The sequence below is a fragment of the Nocardioides hwasunensis genome (assembly GCF_014779665.1).
Lineage (GTDB): Bacteria > Actinomycetota > Actinomycetes > Propionibacteriales > Nocardioidaceae > Nocardioides > Nocardioides hwasunensis.
Window position 1 is genome coordinate 563,315 of record NZ_JACXYY010000003.1, and the last position, 20,414, is coordinate 583,728.

Genomic DNA, 20,414 nt, shown 5'->3' on the forward strand with positions numbered 1-20,414 from the left:
GTGCGTCGCAGCCTGCTGGTCACCGCCGGCGCGGCGATCTCGATGGTGCTGCTGGCGATGCTCATCCCGATGGCCATCCTCGTGCGCAGCTATGCGCTGGAGGACCGTCTCGCCCGCGGCGCGCTCGAGGTGCAGGCGGTCGAGACCGTGGTCGCCCGCTACGACGACAAGGGCTCGGTCGGGCAGTACGTCGCCAAGCTGAACGCCGAGGACAGCCACACCCGCGTGACCGTGCTCTATCCCGACGGCGTGCCCGTCGGCCCCGACCCCGGTGAGGACTGGCGGGTCCTCGACGCCCGCAACACCGGCCGCGCCCGCGTCGACGACGTGGGTGGCGGGTCCCAGATCCTGGTGCCGGTCTCCCGGGGTGGCAACTCCGCCCTCCCCTCGGCGACCCCGGTCATCCGGGTGCTGGTCGACGAGCCCGGCATCGACTCGGTCGTGGGGGCGGCCTGGGCGCTGCTCGCGGGGCTGGGGCTGGCTCTGCTCGTCGGCTCGCTGGTCGTGGTCGACCGGCTCGGTCGCTCCTTCGTGCAGCCGATCCGCCAGCTCGCCGAGCACACCCAGACGCTCGGCAGCACCGGCACGATCGGTCCGGTCGCCGCCGTCGAGGGGCCTCCGGAGGTGCAGGAGCTGGCCGGCGCGGTGGACCGCCTCGTCGGTCGGATCCAGCTGCTGCTCGCCCGCGAGCGCGAGAGCGTCGCGGACCTGTCCCACCGCCTCCGCACGCCGGTGACGGCACTGCGGCTGCGGGTGGAGACCGTCGCCGACGACGACCTCCGCGAGCGGCTCGGCAGCGACCTCGACCACCTGCAGGCCACCGTCGACGAGATCGTCCGGGAGGCCCGGCGCTCCGAGCGCGAGGGCCTCGACCCGCGGACCGACGCGGTCGCGGTGATCGCCGAGCGGGTCCGGCACTGGGAGGCGCTGGCCGAGGACCAGGGCCGCTCCTACGTGATGGACCTCGCGACCTCCGGGCCGCTGCTGCGGGCCAGCCGCGCCGACCTCGAGGCGATGGTCGACGTGCTGCTCGACAACGTCTTCTCCTACACGCCCGACGACGCCGCCGTACGCCTCACGCTGAGCGCCGACGAGCACCGCGTCGAGCTCGTGGTCGAGGATGCCGGGCCGGGCCTGCCTCCGGGGCTGGACGCCACCGGCCGCGGGGCCAGCGGCAACGGGTCGACCGGGCTGGGCCTCTCGATCGCCGCGCGCACGGCCGAGGACTCCGGCGGCGAGGTGACCACGGGTGCCTCGGACATGGGAGGAGCCCGGGTCGCCGTCACGTTGCGGACGGTCTGACCCGGGCTCCAGCCGGTGTGCGGGTCTCGCTCAGGCGACGGTGACCTTCACCGAGCAGGCGCTGCTGCCGGCCGGCGTCACGGTGAGCTTGAAGGTGTCCTTGCCACGGGTGTTCTTGCGGAAGGCGTCGAGGTCCAGCTCGCCCTCGTCGTCGGCCTTGACGGTGCGCGAGACGGCCAGCTTGCCGTTGTGACGGATCGCGACCTTCCACTCGCTGAACGCGCGGGCGCCCTCGACGTCGGCGTCGACGTCGTAGCCGCCGCGCTCCCGGTCGACGTTGAGCTCGAACGTCGCTCCGGCGCAGGTGCCGCGCTTCTCCACGTCGGCGTTGGCGGGGGCGGCGACCAGGACGGTCGTGCCGGCTGCGGCGGTGGCGAGCAGGGCGGTGCTGGCGATGAGCTTCTTCACGGGGGTCTCCTCTGTGGGTTTCTTCGCTGGTGTGGGGAAGTCGTGCGATCAGGAGCCGAGGGTGCCCGTGCAGGGCTCGCCCTCCGGCGGGGTGAAGGTGACGGCGTACGTCGCGTCGCCCGGGTTGCCCGAGCTGAAGGCGTCGAGGTCGATCTCGCCGTCCTCGTCGGTGGTGCGGGTGCCGTCGAGGAGCACGGAGCCGTCGCGGGTCAGCTCGACCTGCCACTCCTCACCGGGGCCGCTGGACTGCAGCTCGGCACCGACCTCGGTGCCGCCGTCCTCCGCCTCGGCGCTGAGCTCCCACGTCGCGCCACCGCAGGTGCCGCGCTCGGTCGTCTGGTCCTCGACCGCGGCGTCGACGGCCCACCAGCCGCCGAGTCCGACCAGGACCGCCGCCGCGGCGCCGGCGCCGATGACTGCCTTCTTCTGCACTGTTCCTCCTCGTGGTCCGACGTCGGGGTGACGCCATGACCAGGAGGTTGCTCGACGCGGGGCTAACCCCGCTCCAGCCAGTCGTTAAGGCAGCGCTAAGCAGCTGTCCCGGCTGGTCGGGGTGCGAGCGGCTCCGCCACCTGGAGTCACCGGATATCCGGTGACCACCCCGCTTGTCATACGAGATCTGGGGTGCAGAGCGGGAGACTCGGGCGCAAAGCCGTCAGGAGGCCGGCACGTCCCGCTCGATCTCGGCCAGCCAGGCCGTCCCGCGGGCGTCGCTGGGCATCCGCCAGTCGCCGCGCGGGCTCATCGTCCCGCTCGCGCTCACCTTGGGCGCGTTGGGGAGGGCCGAGCGCTTGAACTGGTTGGCGAAGAAGCGCTTCACGAAGACCTCGAGCCAGGACCGGATGTCCTCGAGCGAGTACGCCACCCGCGCGTCGGCCGGGAAGCCGGGCGGCCACTCCCCTGCCTCGACGTCCTTCCACGCGTGCCAGGCGAGGAAGGCGATCTTGCGCGGTCGGTAGCCGTGGCGCACGACGTGGGCGAGCGTGAAGTCCTGCAGGTTGTAGGGGCCCACCGAGTCCTCGGTCGCCTGCGGCTTGACGCCCTCCTCGATCGGGATCAGCTCCGGGGTGATCTCCTGCTGGAGGATCTCGCCGAGCACCTCGCCGACCTCGTCGCTGAACTCGCCGTGGCTGATCACCCAGCGGATCAGGTGCTGCACGAGGGTCTTGGGCACCCCGGCGTTGACGTTGTAGTGCGACATCTGGTCGCCCACGCCGTAGGTGCACCAGCCCAGCGCCAGCTCGGACAGGTCGCCGGTGCCGACGACGATGCCCCCGCGCTGGTTGGCCAGCCGGAAGAGGTAGTCGTAGCGCAGGCCGGCCTGGACGTTCTCGAAGGTGACGTCGTAGACCTTCTCGCCGTCCGCGTAGGGGTGGCCCATGTCCTTCAGCATCTGCTCGGCGGCCGGGCGGATGTCGAGCTCCTCGAAGGTGACGCCGAGCGCCTGCGAGAGGCGGGTCGCGTACGACTTCGAGGTCGCGCCGGTCGCGAACCCGGGCATCGTGAACGCCAGCACGTCGCTGCGCGGCCGGCCGAGCCGGTCCATCGCCTTGCACGCGACGATCAGCGCATGGGTGGAGTCGAGCCCGCCGCTGACGCCGATGACCGCCTTCGGCGAGCCGATCGCGGCGATGCGTCGCTCGAGGCCGGAGACCTGGATGTTGTAGGCCTCGTAGCAGTCGAGCGCGAGCCGCTCGGGGTCGTCGGGCACGAACGGGTAGCGGTCGACCTTGCGCAGCAGGCCGATGTCGCCGGTGGGCGGCTCGAGCTCCCACTCGACGGTGCGGAAGCGGTGCACGCGCTCGTGGTGGGTGCGCCGGTTGTCGTCGAAGGAGCCCTGCCGGATCCGCTCCTGGCGCAGCCGGTCGAGGTCGACGTCGGCGATCGTGCGCCGCGGCCCGTCGGGGAACCGCTCCCCCTCGTCGAGCAGGTCGCCGCACTCGTAGACGAGCGTCTGGCCGTCCCAGCTGAGGTCGGTGGTCGACTCGCCCTGGCCCGCAGCCGCATAGACGTACGCCGCCGCGCACCGAGCGCTGGCACTGCGGACGAGCAGCCGACGGTCCTCGGCGCGCGCGACGGTGATCGGCGACCCGCTGAGGTTGGCCAGCACGGTGGCGCCGGCGAGGGCGGCCTCCGCGCTGGGCGGGACGGGCACCCACATGTCCTCGCAGACCTCGACGTGGAGGTCGAGGCCGGGCACGTCGAGGCAGCGGAAGACGAGGTCGGGTCCGAAGCGGACGTCCTGCCCGGCGATGCTGACCCACTCGAGCTCGCGGTCGTCGCCCGGCGCGAACCAGCGGCGCTCGTAGAACTCGCGGTAGTTGGGCAGGTACGACTTCGGCGCGACGCCGAGGATCGACCCGCGGTGCACGACGACCGCGCAGTTGTAGACGCGGTTGCCCTGCACGACCGGCGCCCCGACGACCAGCGCGGTCATCAGGTCGGCGCTCGCGGCCACGATCTCCGCGATCGCCTCCTCGACCGACGCGAGCAGCGTGTCCTGGAGGAAGAGGTCGTCGACGGAGTAACCCGTCAGGCAGAGCTCGGGAAACACCGCGACCGCGACACCCTCGTCGTGGCAGGCGCTCGCCTGCTCGATGACCGCCGCGGCGTTGGCCGCCGGGTCGGCGAGGTGCACCGGCAGGGTGACGGCCGCGACGCGGGCGAAGCCCTGCGCGTAGGCGGAGTAGAAGTCCACGCGCTCACTCTAGGGAACGCCCCACCCGGTGGATGAGGCGCGAGCGCACCGAGCGTCGGGATCCGTCGTCACCTGCGGGTCTACGGTGCCTCCATGCCCCTCCCTCCGGCACTCGACATCAGCCCGTGCGTCACCGACGCCGACTACGAGGCGTGGCGGTCCGTCCGGATCGCCGTCGTCCCCTACGAGCTCTGTCCCTCGGTGGAGGACCTGCGCCGGCAGGACGAGAAGGAGACCCGGCTGATGCTGCTTGCCCGCGCGGACGGTGTGCTCGTCGGCTCGGGGCTCGCCGACCGGTCGGACTCGGCGGCGACCGGGTCCCTGGCGCCGCGGGTGCTGCCGGACCATCGCCGCCGCGGGACCGGCACCGCGCTCCTGCGCCGGCTCGCCGCGCACCTCGAGGACCTCGGCCTGCCGCGCGTCCGCGCGACGGTCGACGACGACGGGTCGCTGGCGTTCGCCCACGCCAGCGGGTTCGAGGACATCGACCACGAGATCGAGCAGACCTTCTCCGTCACCGCCTCCCCGCACGTCCAGGACGCGCCCGAGCACGTCGAGGTGGTGCTCGCCGCGGACCGGCCCGGGCTGTGGGAGGCGTCCTACGAGCGGTTCGGCAGGGAGGCGACGAGCGACTTCGCGCTCTCGACCGCCCTCGACGTCACCCCTGAGCGGTGGGCCACCTCCTGGCTGGGCGACCCGATGTTCCTGGCCGTCCACGACGGCCGGGTCGTCGGCTGCGCCGGCCTGGTCACCGAGGCCGACGTCCCGCACCGCGCGGAGAACGCGCTCACCGCAGTACGCCGCGACTGGCGCGGCCGCGGCCTCGCGATCCATCTCAAGCAGCGCACCCTCGCGTGGGCCGCCGAGCACGGGATCACCGAGGTCTACACCTGGACCCAGGACGGCAACCACGCGATGCGCACGCTCAACGAGCGCCTCGGCTACGCCACCACCCGTCGCAGCACGATGGTGGCGCGCGACCTCCCGCTGGACTAGCGTCGCGCGGGTGCGCCCACCGCTCCGCACCACCTCGCTGTCCATCGCCGTGCTCGCTCTCACCGGCGGCCTGCTCACAGGGCTGTCGCCGTCCGTCGCGGTCCCGGCCGAGCCGTCGGCCCACCAGGTCACGGCGCCGGCCGTCGATCGCGCCGCGAGGGCACCCCGGCTGAAGGTGCGAGCCGTCGCCCGCGGGCTCGCGAACCCGTGGGACGTCCAGCAGGCACCGGGCGGGCGGCTGCTCGTGTCCGAGCGCGACCGCGCCCGCATCAGCGTCGTACGCAACGGCGAGCGCCGCACGCTCGCCGACCTGTCGAGGCTGGTGTGGGTCTCCGGCGAGACCGGGCTGATGTCGATGGCGGTCGACGCCCGCACGCGCACCGTCTGGGCCTGCCACGGCAGCTCGAGAGGCGGAGACCACGTGCAGGTCAGCCGGTGGCGGGTGGATGCGAAGTGGAAGCGGCTGAGCCGCCACCGCACGATCCTCACCGGACTCCCCTCCACCTCCGGCCGACACGGCGGGTGCCGGCTGCTCCTCGACCGCGCCAGCGACGCGCTGCTCGTCGGCACGGGGGACGCTGCCGTCGGCACCAACCCGCGCGACCTCGACTCCCTGGGCGGCAAGGTGCTGCGCGTCCACCGTCGCACGGGCGAGCCGATGGCCGACAACCCCTTCGCCGGCGCGAGCACGGACCGCCGGTTCGTGTGGACCTACGGACACCGCAACGTGCAGGGTCTGGCCCAGCGCGGCGACGGGTCGCTGTGGTCGGTCGAGCAGGGGAGCTATCGCGACGACGAGGTCAACCTCCTCGTGCCGGGTGGTGACTACGGCTGGAACCCGGTCCCCGGCTACGACGAGTCGGTCCCGATGACCGACCAGGCCCTCCCCGGCGAGCAGCAGGACGCGAAGTGGTCCTCGGGCGACCCGACGCTGGCGACCTCGGGTGCCGCATGGGTCCGGGGCAAGCAGTGGGGCCGTCTCGACGGCACGCTCGCGGTGGCCGCGCTGAAGGCGTCCCGCGTGCTGTTCCTCGAGTTCGACGACGCGGGCGACCTCGTCTCGGTGACCCAGCCGAAGCAGCTGACCACCCACGGTCGTCTGCGATCGGTGACCTCCGCGCGCAACGGCGACCTGCTCCTCACCACCGACAACGGGGATCGCGACCAGGTGCTGCGCGTCTCGCCGCGCTGACCGCACGCAACCCGGGGGTTTGAGGAGCCCAGCGGCACGGAAGAAGAGATCCATGACGTCTCCCCCGACGGACCCCGGCGCCCCCGATCCCGTGGCGGACGACCCCATGCTCCGGGTGCTGCGTGAGCGGCACCCGGAGGTCGACGTCGTGGTGCTGCCTCAGCGCCGCCCCGTCGCCGAGGCGCCCGAGGTCGACCCGGTCCGGCGCGACGCCCTCGCCGCCGACCTCGAGCTGGCCCTCGACGACCTCCTCACCCGGCTCGCACCCGACGCCGCGCGCCATGACGTCGCACGTGAGGACGGGCGCTGGCACACCGACGAGTGGGACCAGAACTGGTACGAGTGCGCCGCCGTCGTCGGCGGTCTCGACGTCGGCGAGAACGTCGCCCTGCTCCGGGAGACCGGCCGCTCGCTCGTCGAGCTCGGCTGGCGTGCCCGGCCGGTCCCCGGCGACCGGCCTCGCCTGGTCGCCAGAGCCCGCGGTGGCGCGGAGGCGACCGCCACCGTGCGACCCACCTCGCTGGTGCTGAGGATCCGCACGGCCAGGGTCCGCCTCACCGACGTGCCGGACGGGCTCGCAGGGGAGGCCACCCGATGACGATCCGCATGTGGACCCCCGCCCTCGCTCGGGCACGTGAGGCGTGGGAGGACCAGTCCGAGGGCCTCAACGGCCCCCGCAAGAACCTCGCGCAGGCCGATCCCGCCCTGCTGGGCGATGCGGTCCAGGCCGCGGCCCAGGCGTTCCTCACCACCTGGGAGCAGCAGACACTGGCCCTGCGTGACCGGGCGTCGTCGCACGCCGACGCCCTGGCGCAGACGATGTACGACTTCCGGGCCACCGACCAGGACAGCGTCCGCGCCACCCAGCAGCTGCTCCTCTGGCAGGACCGCGACGCGCTGCCGACGGAGGTGGGCACGCTGTGACCACGATCGAGCTGCCTGCGCAGCTGCCTCCGGAGCCCGAGCTGAAGGTGACCGCGGCGTCCAGCGCCGTGCTCACCGACGTACGCGCCGCCGCCACCGCCGTGAGCGACGTGGCCGACTGGGCGAGGTCCAGCGGTGCGCCCGAGGACTTCGGCGGCGACGCAGCTCGAGCCGCCGACCACGCCGTGACGATCTTCGCCCGCGACACCGACGCCGTCAACGCAGCGCTCGAGCGGGGTGCCCTCGCCATCGACGCGTTCCTCGACCAGATGCGGCAGCGACGCACCGAGCACGCCGACCTGATGGACCGCCGGCAGCGCCTCAACGCCGAGCAGGAGTCGCTCCGCCAGCGGATCCAGGGCGCCACCCAGGACCAGGTCGCCTCGCTCCAGGCGGAGGCGGCCGACCTCCGCCAGCGGTTCGCGGCCTACCTCAGCGACCTCCAGGCCTGGCGCGAGCGCGTCGACGCCGACGAGCAGGCCTGCGTGCGTGCCCTGTCCGCCGTCGACGAGCTCGCCGAGGGCACCGCCGCGGCCGCCGACGCCTCCCGGGCCGACACCGCCGCGCTGGCCGCCGAGCTCACGGCCCTCGGCACCGACACCGACGCGGTCAACGCCTGGTGGAGCGGCCTGTCGCAGGCGCAGCGCAACGCGCTGATCATCAGCCACCCCGACCTCGTCGGCAACACCAACGGCATCGCGACCGGCGACCGCGACGAGGCGAACACCTCCGCGGTGCAGCGCGACATCGAGTACCTCATCGGCCGCCAGGAGTCCGGCGACTCGCTCAGCGCCTCGGAGCGGCGATGGCTGGAGAACGCCCAGTCCGTGGAGCTGGCCGTCGCCAACGCCACCTCAGCGTCGTACGCCGAGCTCGGCGTCGAGGCCTACGTCATGGCCTACCAGCCGCACGCGTTCGGCGGCGACGGCATCGCCGCGGTCGCCTACGGCAACCCCGACACGGCCGACCACACCGCGGTCTACGTGCCCGGCATCATGCAGGACGGCACCCAGATCGACGAGAACGGCCTGCAGGCGCTGAACCTCTACGAGGAGACGGTCAACAGCATGGCCGGCGAGGACCCGCCGCGCACCGGGTCGGTGTCGACGATCGCCTGGATCGGCTACGACTCCCCCAACTTCAACCCCGAGTCGAAGTGGCCGTGGGACCTGGTCGACTCCGCCGGCGACGTCGCGCACACCGTGACCGAGTCCAACGCGCAGGCAGGTGGCGTGGCGCTCTCGCAGTTCGTCGACGGACTCAACAGCACCCACACCACCGGCGACCAGCCGCACCTGACGGTGATCGGCCACAGCTACGGCTCCACCACCTCGGCGTACGCCGCTGCCGGCGGGATGGCGGCCGACAGCCTGGTCCTGATCGGCAGCCCCGGGGCGAGCGAGGGCGTCACGAACGTCCACGACCTCAACATGCCCGAGGGACAGGTCTTCGTGGGCGCCGCCGACCACGACCCGGTCTCCTGGCTCGGCGGCAAGGACGGCCTGTTCCCGGGCACCTGGGACGACAGCCTCGGGCTCGGCGAGGACCCCGCCCAGAGCGACTTCGGCGCCACGGTGTTCGCCGTCGACAACGGCCAGGAGTTCCACGGGCCGGGCGGGCTGGTCAGCACCGGCTTCATGCAGAACCACGTCAACTACTTCGACGACGGCAACCCGGCGCTCGCCAGCATGGCCGACGTCGTCTCCGGCAACTCCGGTGCCGTCGTCGACACCGGCGGTCGCACCCAGGACGCCCACGACTACCTCTACGACTGGGTCGGCGGCGAGGTGCAGCACCACGTCATCGATCCCGTCGTCGACGGCGTCGTCTCGACCTACGAGGGCGTCCGCGACGGCGTGGTGGAGACCTACGAGGGGGTCCGCGACGGGGTCAACGACGCCGTCGACACCGCCACCGACACCTGGAACCACGTCTGGGACAGCGTGTGGCCGCCGCGATGGCCGTGAGGAGCCTGGCGTGAGCACTACGGTGGGCCGCATGCGCACCGCACTGACCCTCCTCTCGCTGGCCGCGCTGCTCGGTGCCACCTCCGCCTGCAGCATGGGCGGGGACGACGTCTCGGCGAAGTCGCGCGAGCAGGACGTCGTCGACACGGTCGCCGACGCCGTGCCGCTGGCGCAGGACGCCCTCGGCGCGAGCAAGGTCCTGGTCGACGGCAAGTGGAGCTCGTGCCCCGGCGGTGTCGGGCACCGCTTCGCGGGCGGTGGCACCTTGAGCGCCGGCGAGGGTGACGCCGCAGCGCAGCTCGAGGCGGTGCGCGACGCGCTCGTCGGTGCCGGCTTCGAGGACGGCACGCAGGTCGACGGCCATGTGAGCGTCACCCGCGACGAGGTCGCGCTCGACTTCCAGCAGCAGCTGGCCGCCACGACCCCCGGCACGTGGAAGGTCAGCTTCCAGGGGCCCTGCAAGCGCTACTCCGGCGACGACGAGGACTACGTCAAGGCACAGGGACTCGAGCCGGCGCGGACGCTGCTCGACTGACGTGTGAGGGTTGCCACAGCGCCCTACCGGCCCGTTCGGCACTAGCCTCGTGAGTGGTCCGTGGACTCCATCAGGGAGCCGCGAGATGACGAGGAGCGACCCATGTCCGGACAGACCGCACAGCCCGAAGAGACCGCCCCCTACGGCTCCGGCCCGGCAGCATCCGCCTCATCGAAGGCGGCACCGACCCGGCGCGTACGCACCCATCACCTGCGGGAGATGAAGGAGCGCGGCGAGAAGATCACCATGCTGACGGCGTACGACATGTACACCGCGGCGACCTTCGACGAGGCCGGCATCGACCTGCTCCTCGTCGGCGACTCGGCCTCCAACAACGTCCTCGGCAACGAGACCTCGCTGCCGATCACGGTCGACGAGCTGCTGCCCCTCACCCGCGCCGTCACCCGCTCGGTCACGCGGGCGATGGTCGTCGGCGACCTGCCGTTCGGCAGCTACCAAGCCTCGCCCGAGCAGGGCTACCTGACGGCCGTGCGGTTCATGAAGGAGGCCGGCGCGCACTGCGTGAAGCTCGAGGGCGGCGCCGAGATGGCCCCCGTCATCGAGAAGTGCACCCGCGGCGGCATCCCCGTCATGGCGCACATCGGCTTCACCCCGCAGTCCGAGCACACCCTCGGCGGCTATCGCGTGCAGGGCCGCGGCGACGCGAGCGACCGCGTGATGGCCGACGCCCGAGCGGTCCAGGAGGCCGGCGCCTTCGCGGTCGTCATGGAGATGGTGCCCGGCGACGTCGCCGAGCAGATCAGCAAGGAGCTGACCATCCCGACCATCGGCATCGGTGCGGGCGCCGGCTGCGACGGCCAGGTGCTGGTCTGGCAGGACGCCTTCGGCCTGCGCACCGGCAAGATGGCGCGCTTCGTCAAGCAGTACGCCGACGTGTACCAGGTGCTGCTCGACGCCGCGAAGGCGTACGCCGACGACGTCCGCGGCGGCACCTTCCCGGGACCCGACCACACCTTCTGAGCGGCGCGGCCGGCGCGGGTCAGTCCTCGACCGCGTCGTCGTTCCACTTCGGGTCGTTGTCCCACTCCTCGTTGCGCTCCGCGACCTTCTCGAGCGCGTGCGAGGCCTCCTCCGCGGTGGCGTACGGCCCGAGGCGGTCGGCGTTCTTGCAGCCGTCGCGACCCTCGACCGTGTGGTGGGTCAGGCAGAACCAGTACTCGTCGTCGCTGTCGCTCATGTCCGCGAAACTACACTCGCTGTCGTGTCTGTCGTATCCCCCGCGCAGGTGTCCGCACGTCGGTCCGTGCCCGCCCACATCCCCCGACCGGAGTACGTCGACCAGCCGGCGCCGCAGCGCTTCACCGGCGAGGAGGCCAAGGACGCGGAGACGATCGCGCGGATGCGGGTCGCCGGCCGGCTCGCCGCCCAGGCACGCGAGCTCGTCGGCTCGCACGTCGCGCCCGGGGTGACCACCGACGAGCTCGACCGCATCGGCCACGAGTTCCTCTGCGACCACGGCGCCTATCCCTCCACCCTCGGCTACCGCGGCTTCCCCAAGTCCCTGTGCTCCAGCGTGAACGAGGTGATCTGCCACGGCATCCCCGACTCCCGGGTCGTCGAGGACGGCGACATCGTCAACATCGACATCACCGCCTTCCTCGACGGCGTGCACGGCGACACCAACGCCACCTTCCTCGCCGGCGACGTCGACGAGGAGTCGCGGCTGCTCGTCGAGCGCACCCACGAGGCCCTCGACCGCGCGATCAAGGCGGTCAAGCCCGGTCGCCGCGTCAACATCATCGGCCGGGTGATCGAGGCCTACGCCAAGCGCTTCGGCTACGGCGTGGTCCGCGACTTCACCGGCCACGGCATCGGCACCGCGTTCCACTCCGGGCTGATCATCCCCCACTACGACGACCCGAGGTACGACGACGAGATCCGCGTCGGGATGACCTTCACCATCGAGCCGATGCTCAACCTCGGCACGCCCGACTACGACATGTGGGACGACGGTTGGACCGTCGTGACGAAGGACCGGCGTCGCTCGGCCCAGTTCGAGCACACGCTGCTGGTCACCGCGGATGGCGCCGAGGTCCTCACCCACCCCTAGACTCACTCCTCGAGTGGGTCGGCCGGGCGGCCGCGGTCCACCACCCTCATCGGGTGGCGGGTCGAGGAAGGTCCGGGCTCCACAGGGCAGGGTGGTGGCCAACAGCCACCCGGGGAAACCCGCGGGACAGTGCCACAGAGAACAGACCGCCGGTCCGGTGCTTCGGCGCAGGACAGGTAAGGGTGAAACGGTGGTGCAAGAGACCACCAGTGCGCCGGGCGACCGGCGCAGCTAGGCAAACCCCACCCGGAGCAAGATCAGACAGGATGCGTTCGAGGGCGGCCCGCCCGAGCATCCGGGTAGATCGCACCAGGCGGCCGGCAACGGTCGTCGCAGATGGATGGTCGCCCCTGCGTCAGCAGGACAGAACCCGGCCTACAGGCCGACCCACTCCCCCAGGTCGCAGATCGCTCGTGACATGCACGAGCGATCCTCGAGTCAGCGGACATCCCGCCGGAAGTCACGCGTCCAGCGCTGAGAGCACGTCACCGAGCCGGTCGTGGACGTGACGGACCGACGGCCGGTCGACCGGTTCGGGGGCCAGGCACGCGGACAGCAGGTCGGTGAAGGCGCGGGGCAGCCGCGTCCTGAGCGACCCGAGCCGCGGTGCGGACCGGTGCAGCTGGAGGAAGGCGCCGTCGTCGAAGGCATCGTCCTCCGACTCGTCGAGCGGCGCGAACGGTGCGACGCCGGTGGCCGCCTCGAAGAGGGTGGCACCCAGCCCCCACACGTCGGAGGCGGTGGTGACGACCTCGCCCCGGGCCTGCTCGGGTGCGAGGTACTCCCGGGTTCCGGTCCCGCGGCGCACCAGCCCGGGCGGGCGGGCGATGCTCAGGTCGATGAGGGTGGCCCGGCCCGCGTGCGCCATCACGTTGCCCGGGCGCACGTCGAGGTGCAGGTAGCCCGAGTCGTGGAGATAGCTGATCGCCGAGGCCAGCTGGCGGCCCAGGTGGCACAGGTCCGCGACCGGCAACCGTCGCAGGCGCTCGTCGATGACCTCCTCGAGGGTGAGACCGACGTCGGTCTCGAGGATCACCACCGGCGTCGCGCCCTCGATCGTCTCGAAGGCCCGCGGGAGGTGCGGGTGCGCGAGCTCCTTGAGCAGCCAGCCCTCCTGCAGCAGCCGGCACCGGACCCGGCGTACGTCGACGCGGTCCGGGCGGATCGTCTTGGCGACGCAGCTGCACAGGCGCTCCTCCGACCACACCTCGTAGACGTCGAGCGCCGATCCGCGCGAGAGGAGCGAGACGACCGTGTAGCCGGGAGCGATCTCGTCTCCGGGCGCGAGGACCACCGGGTCCGCCTGCTGGATGCTCATGCGACACCCACCGGCTCACGCCGCGGTGCGTGCGTGCGCCACAGCGCCGCGTAGTGCCCGTCGCGGGCGAGCAGCTCCTCGTGGGTGCCGCGCTCGACGACCTCACCGCGGTCCATGACGAGGATCAGCGTCGCGGAGCGGACGTGGGCCAGGGCGTGCGAGACGACCACGGTCGTCCGGCCCTTCATCAGTCGGTGCAGGGGCTCGGTCACCCGCCGCGCGGACAGCGCGTCCAAGCCCGTCGTCGGCTCGTCGAGGAGCAGGATCGGCGCGTCACGCAGGAGCGCCCGGGCGATCGCGACCCGTTGCGCCTGGCCGCCGGACAGGCGTCGGCCGCGCTCCCCCACCGGGGTGTCGTAGCCCTCCGGCATGGCCTCGATGAAGTCGTGCGCATCGGCCTCGCGCGCCGCCTGCTCGACCTCCGCACGAGTGGCCGTCGGCCGGCCGAAGGCGATGTTGTCGAGCACCGAGCCGTCGACCAGCAGGGTCTCCTGCAGCACGACGGCCACGTGGCGGCGTACGGACGCGCGCTGGAGGTCGCGCAGGTCGCGCCCGCCCATGCGCACCACGCCCGCGTCGGGGTCCAGGCTGCGCATCAGCAGACCGGCCAGGGTCGACTTGCCGGCACCGCTGGCACCGACGATGGCGACCACGTCTCCGGGCCGTGCCGAGAAGCTCACCCCGCGCACGGCCGGGCCGTCGGCGCCGGGGTAGGTGAAGCTGACGTCGTCGAAGTCCAGGTCGCCGTTCCGGTCGTCGAGCACGACGGCGCCGGGGCGGTCGGGTGGCAGGGTCGGCTCGTCGAGCAGCTCGATCACCCGCTCGGCGCCGGCGGACGCGGTGAAGGCGGAGGTGACCGCGCTGCCGAGGCCGCGCACCGGGTCGTAGAGGCGGGTCAGGAAGGTCAGGAACGCGAGCAGCCCCCCGACGGTGAGCTCGTCCTCCGCGAGGAGCCAGGCACCGGTGCCGATGACGACGAGCGCGCCGAGGAGCTCGATGAGGTCGAGCGTCGGGACGTAGAACGAGCGCAGCCGCGCCGCCGCCATCTCGGTGCGGTACTTCCCCTCGGCCTCGGCGGCGTACCGCGCCACCTCGCGCTCGCCCTGGTCGTAGGCCTGCACCAGCGGCAGGGTGCTGAGGGTCTGCTCGAGCGAGGTGCTCAGCCGGCCCGAGCGGCGTTGGCGCTCGCGCGAGATGTCCTTCAGGCGGCGGGCGAAGAACCGCGAGGTACCCCAGAAGAGCGGCGCGACGACCAGCGCGACGAGCGCCAGGACCGGTTGCAGCACGACGAGCGCGACGGAGAAGAAGACCAGCTGCAGCAGGCTCGACACGGCTCCGCTCGAGCCGGAGACGAGGAACGCCTCGACCGCCGACACATCGCCCGTCACGCGGCTCATCACGTCACCGAGACGCGAGCGGTGCAGGAAGTCGAGCGGCAGCCGCTGGAGGTGGTCGAGCAGCGCGGTGCGCACGTCGACGACGAACCGTTGGCTGAGCCAGGTCGACAGGAGCCGGTCGGCGCCGTCGCAGAGCGCTTGCACGACGGTGAGACCGACGTAGGTCGCGGCCACGACGGGGAACAGGCCGAAGTCACGCGGGATGAGCACGTCGTCGACCACGACCTTGAAGAGCCAGATCTCGACCGACGCCAGGGCCGGGCTGACCGCCGCGAGCACGAGGCCGGCGACCATCCACCAGCGGCGCGGCGCGGCGTAGGGCCAGAAGCGTCGCAGCACGTCGCGGACGCGCGGGGCGGAGCTGGGCATCTGGCCTCCTGGGTCCGGACGGCGGGCATGGGGCCGGGACGGGCAGGTGGGGGTTCCTGCCCGTCCCGGTCGTGCGGTCAGTGACCGGTGCGGGTGCGCGTCCGCGTGCTGGTGTTGCCGCGCGTGCGGGTGCGGGTCGAGGTGTTGTCGCGACCGCGTCCGCGGCCGCGACCGCGGCGCTTGGTCTGGTAGGCGCTGAATCCCATGACTCCTCCTTTCCTCGGCTCGGGGAGGCCGGCGTCCCGGTGGGGTCGGATCCGCTCGGCCTCGGTGGTCCCGACGCTAGGGACGCCGAGGTCGGAGTCACCAGATGTCCATAGGTGCTAGGACCATGCGACCTCGTGGCGCGGGCCGTCAGAGTGCCCCGGGAGGCACCTCCCCCCTAGGGAGGGCCCGCACGACACAAATCGGGTAATCGAGGAGCGCACCGGCTACCGTCGTGACAACGCTCCTGCCGGGCGGATCACCGCACTACATGCAGACGGAGTTCCATGCGCAGACGCCCGCCCCTCGCCGCCACCGGACCGGACCCGCGCCTCGACGCGGAAGCGGGATGGCTGACACGCGCCGGGTCCGGGGACGCCGCGGCCTTCGCAGACCTCTACGACGTGATGTCGAGCCGGGTGTACGGCACCGTGCTCGTCCTCGTCGGCGATCCGGTCCAGGCCGAGGAGACGACGCTCGCGGTGTTCCTCGACGTCTGGCGCACGTCCGCGAGCTTCGACCCGGGTCGCGGCTCAGCCGCCAGCTGGGTCATGACGATCGCCCACCGCCATGCAGTCCTGTGCGCACGCGCGCGTCGCGACGACGGCCCCCGCCCGCGAGGCAGCGCCGACACCGCCTCGGGGACGACAGCACCACGCCCGCGCCGCAGCACGGTGGTCGCGGCCCTGGACGAGCTCCCGGCCGCCCAGCGCCATGCCGTTGACCTGGCCTGGTTCGACGGTCACCCGAGTGCGGACACGGCGCCCCCGGAGCATCGCCCGGCCCTGCTCAGGTCGGCGCTCCTGGCCCTTCGCGACCGGCTCGCGGGCGTCGACGCCGAGAGCGCCTGAAGCGCCGGTCCACACCGGCAGGATCGCGCCTCACACGAGGCGGAAGGCCACCTTCCGCGTCTTCGGGTCGGCCGCCACCAGCTCGACGGTGACCTCCTCGCCGAGAGGCAGGTCGGTCGGGCCGGAGACCTTCGCCTCGATGGCCGGGTCCTCGATGGTGATGTCACCCCGGGTCGGGTCCTTCTCCTCGACGTCGACCACGACGGCGGTGAACCTGTCGCCGACGCGGTCGTGCAGCAGCTCCGCCTCGCAGAGGTCGACGATCGCGTTCTCGTACTGGTGGGCGCGGCGACTCGAGCTGGTCATCGTGTCGGGCAGCTCGGACATCGCGGCTAGCACCCAGTCGGGGACCTCGGTGCCGGCACACAGGGCCAGGCAGATCTCGCCCGCGTAACGGTCGGCGAGCCGGCGCAGCGGCGCGGTCACGTGTGCGTACTCCGAGGCGAGCGCGGAGTGCTGCGCCTGGACGGGGAGCTCGCCGTTGAAGGTGACGTAGCCGGCTCCCCGCAGCAGCCGCGTGCAGGCCACGACCATCGCCGCGTGGGTGGGCTTCGACGGGTCGAGCGTGCGGACGAAGTCGGGGTAGAGCTGCTCGGCCGGCCACTCGATGCCGAGCGCGCGAGCGGTGCGGTGCAGCCGCTGCACGTCACGCGGGTCGGCCGGCGGCAGCGTGCGGAGCACCCCGACGCGGGCGTAGACCATCAGCGACGCCGCCGCCATGCCGGTCAGCAGTGAGATCTGCGAGTTCCAGCTCTCGACCGGCAGCAGCCGGCGGAACTCCAGCTCCCAGCGACCGTCGCCGGTCTCGACGAGCTCCTGCTCGGGCAGCGGGAGCGACACGCCACCGCGCGCGGCCTCGCGTGCCAGCCGCAGCTCGCCGACCTCCTGCAGCAGGCCGATCACCTCCGGGGCGGTGCCGGCGTCGATCTCGGCCTGCACACCCTCGTAGGAGAGCTTGGCGCGCGACCGCACCAGCGCCCGCTCGACCTGTACGTCGACGCCCTCGCCGGAGTCGTCGACCTGGATCGTCCAGAGGAGGGCCGGGCGCACCTGGTCGGGCAGCAGCGACGCCGCCCCCTCGCTCAGCACGGTGGGGTGCAGCGGGATCTTCGAGTCGGCGCCGTAGAGCGTCTCGCCGCGCCGGTGGGCCTCGACGTCGACGGGGTCGCCCGGCGACACGAACGCGGCCACGTCCGCGATGGCGTAGTGGACGACGTAGCCGTCGCCGTTGCGCTCGATGTGCATGGCCTGGTCGAGGTCGCGAGCCGACTCCGGGTCCAGGGTGACGAGCTCGAGGTCGGTGCGGTCCAGCTCGGGCAGTCGCGGGTTCGCGGCCGCCTCGGCAGCCGCCTTCTCGACCGCGTCGGGGAAGGCCGCCTCGACCTTCATCTCCTGCTGGATCGCGGTGATGCCGTCGCGCATCTCCTGTGCGGTGACGCTGTCACCGCTCGAGCGGACCTTCACCACGCGGTTGCTGGGCATGTCACGACCCTAGTCGGGCGTGAGCCGGGAGCGCTGCCTACCCTGTGCGCGTGCTGATCCTGCTGCCGCCCAGCGAGGGCAAGACCGCCGCCCGTCGGGGCAAGTCGCTCGACCTGGCCGCGCTCGCCTCTCCCAGCCTGACCGCCACCCGGACCACGCTGCTCGAGGCGCTCACCACGCTGTGCCGCGACGACCCGGACCGGGCCGCGACGGTGCTCGGCCTCGGACCCGCGCAGCGCGACCTCGTCGCGCGCAACGCCTCGCTCGAGAGCGCACCGACCGCTCGTGCCGACGCGGTCTACACCGGGGTGCTCTTCGACGCGCTCGGCTTCGCCACCCTCTCCCCCGCTGCCCGCCGACGCGCGACGTCCCGGGTCGCGGTGACCAGCTCGCTCTTCGGCATCGTCCGCCCCGGCGACCGGATCCCGGCCTACCGCCTCTCCGGCGACGCCGTCCTCCCCGGTCTCGGATCGGTGGCCGGCGTGTGGCGCGAGGTCCTCGGCGAGGCGGTCACCACCGGCATGGGCACCGGGCTGCTCGTCGACCTCCGCTCCAGCACGTACGCCGCCTTCTGGCGCCCCACCCCGGACCTGGGCCGCCGTGTCGCGACGGTCCGCGTGCTCCACGAGTCCGGCGGCAGGCGGACCGTGGTGAGCCACTTCAACAAGGCGACCAAGGGCCGCATCGTCCGGGCGCTGCTCGAGGACGGCGCCGACCCGCGCACGCCGAAGGCGCTGGCCGAGGCCCTGACCCGCCTCGGCTGGACGGTCGAGATCGGCGACCCGACGCCGAAGGGCACCCAGCTCGACGTCGTGGTGAGCGACATCCACTAGCGGAGCGGGATCACGTCCGTCGCCTCGAGCGGGTCCATCCCGCACAGGGCCAGCAGGTCGGCGATGATCGAGCGCACCTGCGCCAGGATCACCTCCGCGGAGAGGTCGGCGCTGTGCTCCACGGTCGCGGTCGCACGTCCCAGCGCGACGAGGTCGTCGATGATCGCCGTGGCCATCCGGTCCGAGACCAGCTCGTCGGCGACGCGGTCCGAGAGGTCGGCGAGGTCGCGCATGAGGGTGGCGTACGACGCCGGGACCGGCTCGCGGCGATAGACGGCCACCGTCACCCGGCGCACGATCACACGTGTGTTGCGCAGGGCCACGTCGAGTGGCTCGACCAGCTCGGCGAGCTGACGCTGGTGCTCGCCGTGTCGGCGCCGGAAGGGCGAGGACTGCACCACCGAGATGCCCTCCTCGGACGCGGCTCTCAGCTCGCCGATCAGCACGTCGGTCGACCGGGCGTCGCGCAGCACCTCGAGCGCCTGGTCGACGTCGCCGTCCCCGAGCCGGTCGGCCGAGCACCGCAGCAGCTCGGAGATCTTGCGCACCACGACGGCCGCCTGGTCGCGGGGCTTGCGCAGCGGAGCGCGCGGCACGACCGTCGCCGCCACGAGGGCGACCGAGCCGCCGATGAGCGCATCGGTCCAGCGCAGGAAGGCGGCCCCCGGCGCGGGGGCGAGCGCAGCGACGACGATGCCCTGCACCGCCGACTGGATGATCAGCAGCTGGCCAGCGTCGAGCAGCAGCGCGATCGACATCCCGGCGGCGACGATCAGCATGATCTGGAGCCCACCGGACCCGATCACGTGGGTCGTCGCGTCGCCCAGGAAGACACCGAGCGCGACGCCGACCGTGACCTCGGCGACGCGTCGCTGCCGCTGTCCGTAGGACATGCCGAGCGACACGACGGCCGCGATGGGCGCGAAGAACGGCAGCTGGTGCCGGAAGACGTCGGCAGCGAGCCACCAGGCGACACCGGCGGCGATCGCGCACTGCCCGATCACCCAGCCCTTGCTGCGCAGTCGCGCGACGCGGGTGCGCAGCGACGTGCGACCCCGCGCGGCCATCAGCTCCGCGTCGAGGAAGCGGCTGCGCATCGGGCCCCGGGCTCCCAAGTGGCGGCCGATCAGAGTCCCGACTCGTCGGTGCGCACCAGGATGCGCTGGCACTCCTCGCAGCGGATCACCTCGTCGGCCGGTGCGGAGCGGATGCGCGAGAGCTCGGAGGCGTCGAGCGTCATGTTGCAACCGCCGCACTGGCGCGCGCGCAGCAGCGCGGCGCCGATGCCCTTCTGCTCACGCAGCCGCTCGTAGAGCGCCATCAGGTCCTCGGGCATGCCCTCGGTGGCGGGCCCGCGGGCGGCGCCCACCTCTTGGAGCGAGGCGTCGAACGAGGCCTGCTTGTCGTCGCGCGCCGAGACCAGCTCGGCCAGCCTGGCGTCGATGTCCTCGGCGCGGATGCCGAGCCCGTCGAGCACCTGCTGTGCCTCCTCCAGCGCCTCCATCACCTCGAGCTCGGCGTCCTCCAGCGTGGTGATCCGGCGCTCGAGGGAGACCAGCTCGTGCTGCATCCGCTCGAGGTCCTTGGGGTTGGTGACCTGTCCGGTGTCCATCCGGTTGCGGTCGCGCTCGCGGCGGGTCTTGACCTGCTCGACCTCGCGGTCGGCCTTGGTCTGCTCCACCGTCAGGTCGTCGACGACGATCCGGGCGTCACGCACCTGGTCGGTCAGCGCGGTGCGCTCGGTCTCCAGGCTGGTGATCTCGGCCAGCTCGGGCAGGTGGGCGCGCTGGTGCCGCAGCTGCGCGGCACGCGAGTCGAGCTCGGCGATGTCGAGGAGCTTGAGCTGGTGGGTGGGATCGGCCTTCAA

The 20,414-nt window shown here is 72.5% G+C and carries 21 protein-coding genes and 1 other RNA gene; 12 read left to right on the top strand and 10 right to left on the bottom strand.

Going from position 1 to position 20,414, the window contains the following annotated elements; translation table 11 throughout:
• Nucleotides 1-1,302 (top strand): sensor histidine kinase, encoded by a 1,302-nt coding sequence (locus tag IEZ25_RS09745; RefSeq protein ID WP_191199186.1) that lies wholly within the window; start codon nucleotides 1-3, stop codon nucleotides 1,300-1,302.
• A gap of 30 nt (nucleotides 1,303-1,332) precedes the next feature.
• Here IEZ25_RS09745 and IEZ25_RS09750 read toward each other — a convergent pair whose 3' ends face one another.
• The 3 genes from IEZ25_RS09750 to IEZ25_RS09760 all read right to left on the bottom strand — a co-directional run bounded on the left by IEZ25_RS09750 (nucleotide 1,333) and on the right by IEZ25_RS09760 (nucleotide 4,408).
• Nucleotides 1,333-1,710, bottom strand: a complete 378-nt coding sequence (locus IEZ25_RS09750; RefSeq protein ID WP_191199187.1) for a hypothetical protein — start codon at nucleotides 1,708-1,710, stop codon at nucleotides 1,333-1,335.
• 48 nt (nucleotides 1,711-1,758) lie between these two features.
• Nucleotides 1,759-2,142 (bottom strand): hypothetical protein, encoded by a 384-nt coding sequence (locus tag IEZ25_RS09755; protein ID WP_191199188.1) that lies wholly within the window; start codon nucleotides 2,140-2,142, stop codon nucleotides 1,759-1,761.
• Between the two features lie 223 nt (nucleotides 2,143-2,365).
• The gene (locus tag IEZ25_RS09760; protein WP_191199189.1) at nucleotides 2,366-4,408 is read right to left on the bottom strand and encodes an NAD(+) synthase; all 2,043 of its coding nucleotides are present in this window, start codon (nucleotides 4,406-4,408) and stop codon (nucleotides 2,366-2,368) included.
• A 93-nt stretch (nucleotides 4,409-4,501) separates the two neighbouring features.
• Between IEZ25_RS09760 and IEZ25_RS09765 the strand changes: the two genes are divergently transcribed.
• The 7 genes from IEZ25_RS09765 to panB all read left to right on the top strand — a co-directional run bounded on the left by IEZ25_RS09765 (nucleotide 4,502) and on the right by panB (nucleotide 11,003).
• Nucleotides 4,502-5,404, top strand: coding sequence for a GNAT family N-acetyltransferase (locus tag IEZ25_RS09765; protein WP_191199190.1), 903 nt, complete (start codon nucleotides 4,502-4,504; stop codon nucleotides 5,402-5,404).
• Nucleotides 5,405-5,414: 10 nt separating this feature from the next.
• Nucleotides 5,415-6,596, top strand: a complete 1,182-nt coding sequence (locus IEZ25_RS09770; RefSeq protein WP_318152148.1) for a PQQ-dependent sugar dehydrogenase — start codon at nucleotides 5,415-5,417, stop codon at nucleotides 6,594-6,596.
• A 52-nt stretch (nucleotides 6,597-6,648) separates the two neighbouring features.
• On the top strand, nucleotides 6,649-7,194 hold the full coding sequence (locus tag IEZ25_RS09775; RefSeq protein WP_191199191.1) for a hypothetical protein: 546 nt from the start codon (nucleotides 6,649-6,651) through the stop codon (nucleotides 7,192-7,194).
• On the top strand, nucleotides 7,191-7,520 hold the full coding sequence (locus IEZ25_RS09780) for a hypothetical protein (RefSeq protein ID WP_191199192.1): 330 nt from the start codon (nucleotides 7,191-7,193) through the stop codon (nucleotides 7,518-7,520). The genes IEZ25_RS09775 and IEZ25_RS09780 overlap by 4 nt, the downstream gene beginning before the upstream one ends.
• The gene (locus IEZ25_RS22220) at nucleotides 7,517-9,487 is read left to right on the top strand and encodes an alpha/beta hydrolase (RefSeq protein WP_191199193.1); all 1,971 of its coding nucleotides are present in this window, start codon (nucleotides 7,517-7,519) and stop codon (nucleotides 9,485-9,487) included. The genes IEZ25_RS09780 and IEZ25_RS22220 overlap by 4 nt, the downstream gene beginning before the upstream one ends.
• A 31-nt stretch (nucleotides 9,488-9,518) precedes the next feature.
• Nucleotides 9,519-10,022 (top strand): hypothetical protein, encoded by a 504-nt coding sequence (locus tag IEZ25_RS09790; RefSeq protein ID WP_191199194.1) that lies wholly within the window; start codon nucleotides 9,519-9,521, stop codon nucleotides 10,020-10,022.
• A 102-nt stretch (nucleotides 10,023-10,124) separates the two neighbouring features.
• Nucleotides 10,125-11,003 (top strand): 3-methyl-2-oxobutanoate hydroxymethyltransferase, encoded by an 879-nt coding sequence (gene panB, locus IEZ25_RS09795; protein WP_191199195.1) that lies wholly within the window; start codon nucleotides 10,125-10,127, stop codon nucleotides 11,001-11,003.
• Between the two features lie 19 nt (nucleotides 11,004-11,022).
• On the opposite strand, the gene IEZ25_RS09800 is transcribed toward panB, so the two are convergent.
• On the bottom strand, nucleotides 11,023-11,220 hold the full coding sequence (locus IEZ25_RS09800) for a hypothetical protein (RefSeq protein ID WP_191199196.1): 198 nt from the start codon (nucleotides 11,218-11,220) through the stop codon (nucleotides 11,023-11,025).
• 24 nt (nucleotides 11,221-11,244) lie between these two features.
• Here IEZ25_RS09800 and map point away from each other — a divergent pair, with 24 nt between their 5' ends.
• A complete protein-coding gene (map, locus tag IEZ25_RS09805; RefSeq protein ID WP_191199197.1) occupies nucleotides 11,245-12,093 on the top strand; it encodes a type I methionyl aminopeptidase in 849 nt (282 codons plus the stop codon).
• A gap of 14 nt (nucleotides 12,094-12,107) precedes the next feature.
• An RNA gene (gene rnpB, locus IEZ25_RS09810) (RNase P RNA component class A) lies at nucleotides 12,108-12,487 on the top strand.
• Between the two features lie 66 nt (nucleotides 12,488-12,553).
• On the opposite strand, the gene IEZ25_RS09815 is transcribed toward rnpB, so the two are convergent.
• From IEZ25_RS09815 to IEZ25_RS21835, 3 genes are all read right to left on the bottom strand, one after another.
• Nucleotides 12,554-13,411 carry a serine/threonine-protein kinase gene (locus tag IEZ25_RS09815; RefSeq protein ID WP_191199198.1) on the bottom strand — a complete coding sequence of 286 codons (858 nt, stop codon included), beginning with the start codon at nucleotides 13,409-13,411 and terminating at the stop codon, nucleotides 12,554-12,556.
• On the bottom strand, nucleotides 13,408-15,177 hold the full coding sequence (locus IEZ25_RS09820; protein WP_191199199.1) for an ABC transporter ATP-binding protein: 1,770 nt from the start codon (nucleotides 15,175-15,177) through the stop codon (nucleotides 13,408-13,410). The genes IEZ25_RS09815 and IEZ25_RS09820 overlap by 4 nt, the downstream gene beginning before the upstream one ends.
• Before the next feature lie 77 nt (nucleotides 15,178-15,254).
• Nucleotides 15,255-15,383, bottom strand: a complete 129-nt coding sequence (locus IEZ25_RS21835; RefSeq protein WP_263575199.1) for a hypothetical protein — start codon at nucleotides 15,381-15,383, stop codon at nucleotides 15,255-15,257.
• Between the two features lie 285 nt (nucleotides 15,384-15,668).
• Between IEZ25_RS21835 and IEZ25_RS09825 the strand changes: the two genes are divergently transcribed.
• Nucleotides 15,669-16,232, top strand: coding sequence for a sigma factor (locus IEZ25_RS09825; protein WP_191199200.1), 564 nt, complete (start codon nucleotides 15,669-15,671; stop codon nucleotides 16,230-16,232).
• Between the two features lie 30 nt (nucleotides 16,233-16,262).
• On the opposite strand, the gene IEZ25_RS09830 is transcribed toward IEZ25_RS09825, so the two are convergent.
• On the bottom strand, nucleotides 16,263-17,714 hold the full coding sequence (locus tag IEZ25_RS09830; protein ID WP_191199201.1) for an RNB domain-containing ribonuclease: 1,452 nt from the start codon (nucleotides 17,712-17,714) through the stop codon (nucleotides 16,263-16,265).
• Nucleotides 17,715-17,764: 50 nt separating this feature from the next.
• On the opposite strand from IEZ25_RS09830, the gene yaaA reads away from it, so the two are divergent.
• On the top strand, nucleotides 17,765-18,547 hold the full coding sequence (yaaA, locus tag IEZ25_RS09835) for a peroxide stress protein YaaA (protein WP_191199202.1): 783 nt from the start codon (nucleotides 17,765-17,767) through the stop codon (nucleotides 18,545-18,547).
• On the opposite strand, the gene IEZ25_RS09840 is transcribed toward yaaA, so the two are convergent.
• Both IEZ25_RS09840 and IEZ25_RS09845 read right to left on the bottom strand, forming a co-directional pair.
• Entirely contained in the window at nucleotides 18,544-19,644 is a 1,101-nt protein-coding gene (locus tag IEZ25_RS09840; protein WP_224748690.1) for an FUSC family protein, read from the bottom strand. The genes yaaA and IEZ25_RS09840 overlap by 4 nt on opposite strands.
• 29 nt (nucleotides 19,645-19,673) lie before the next feature.
• Nucleotides 19,674-20,414, bottom strand: a complete 741-nt coding sequence (locus IEZ25_RS09845; RefSeq protein ID WP_224748691.1) for a zinc ribbon domain-containing protein — start codon at nucleotides 20,412-20,414, stop codon at nucleotides 19,674-19,676.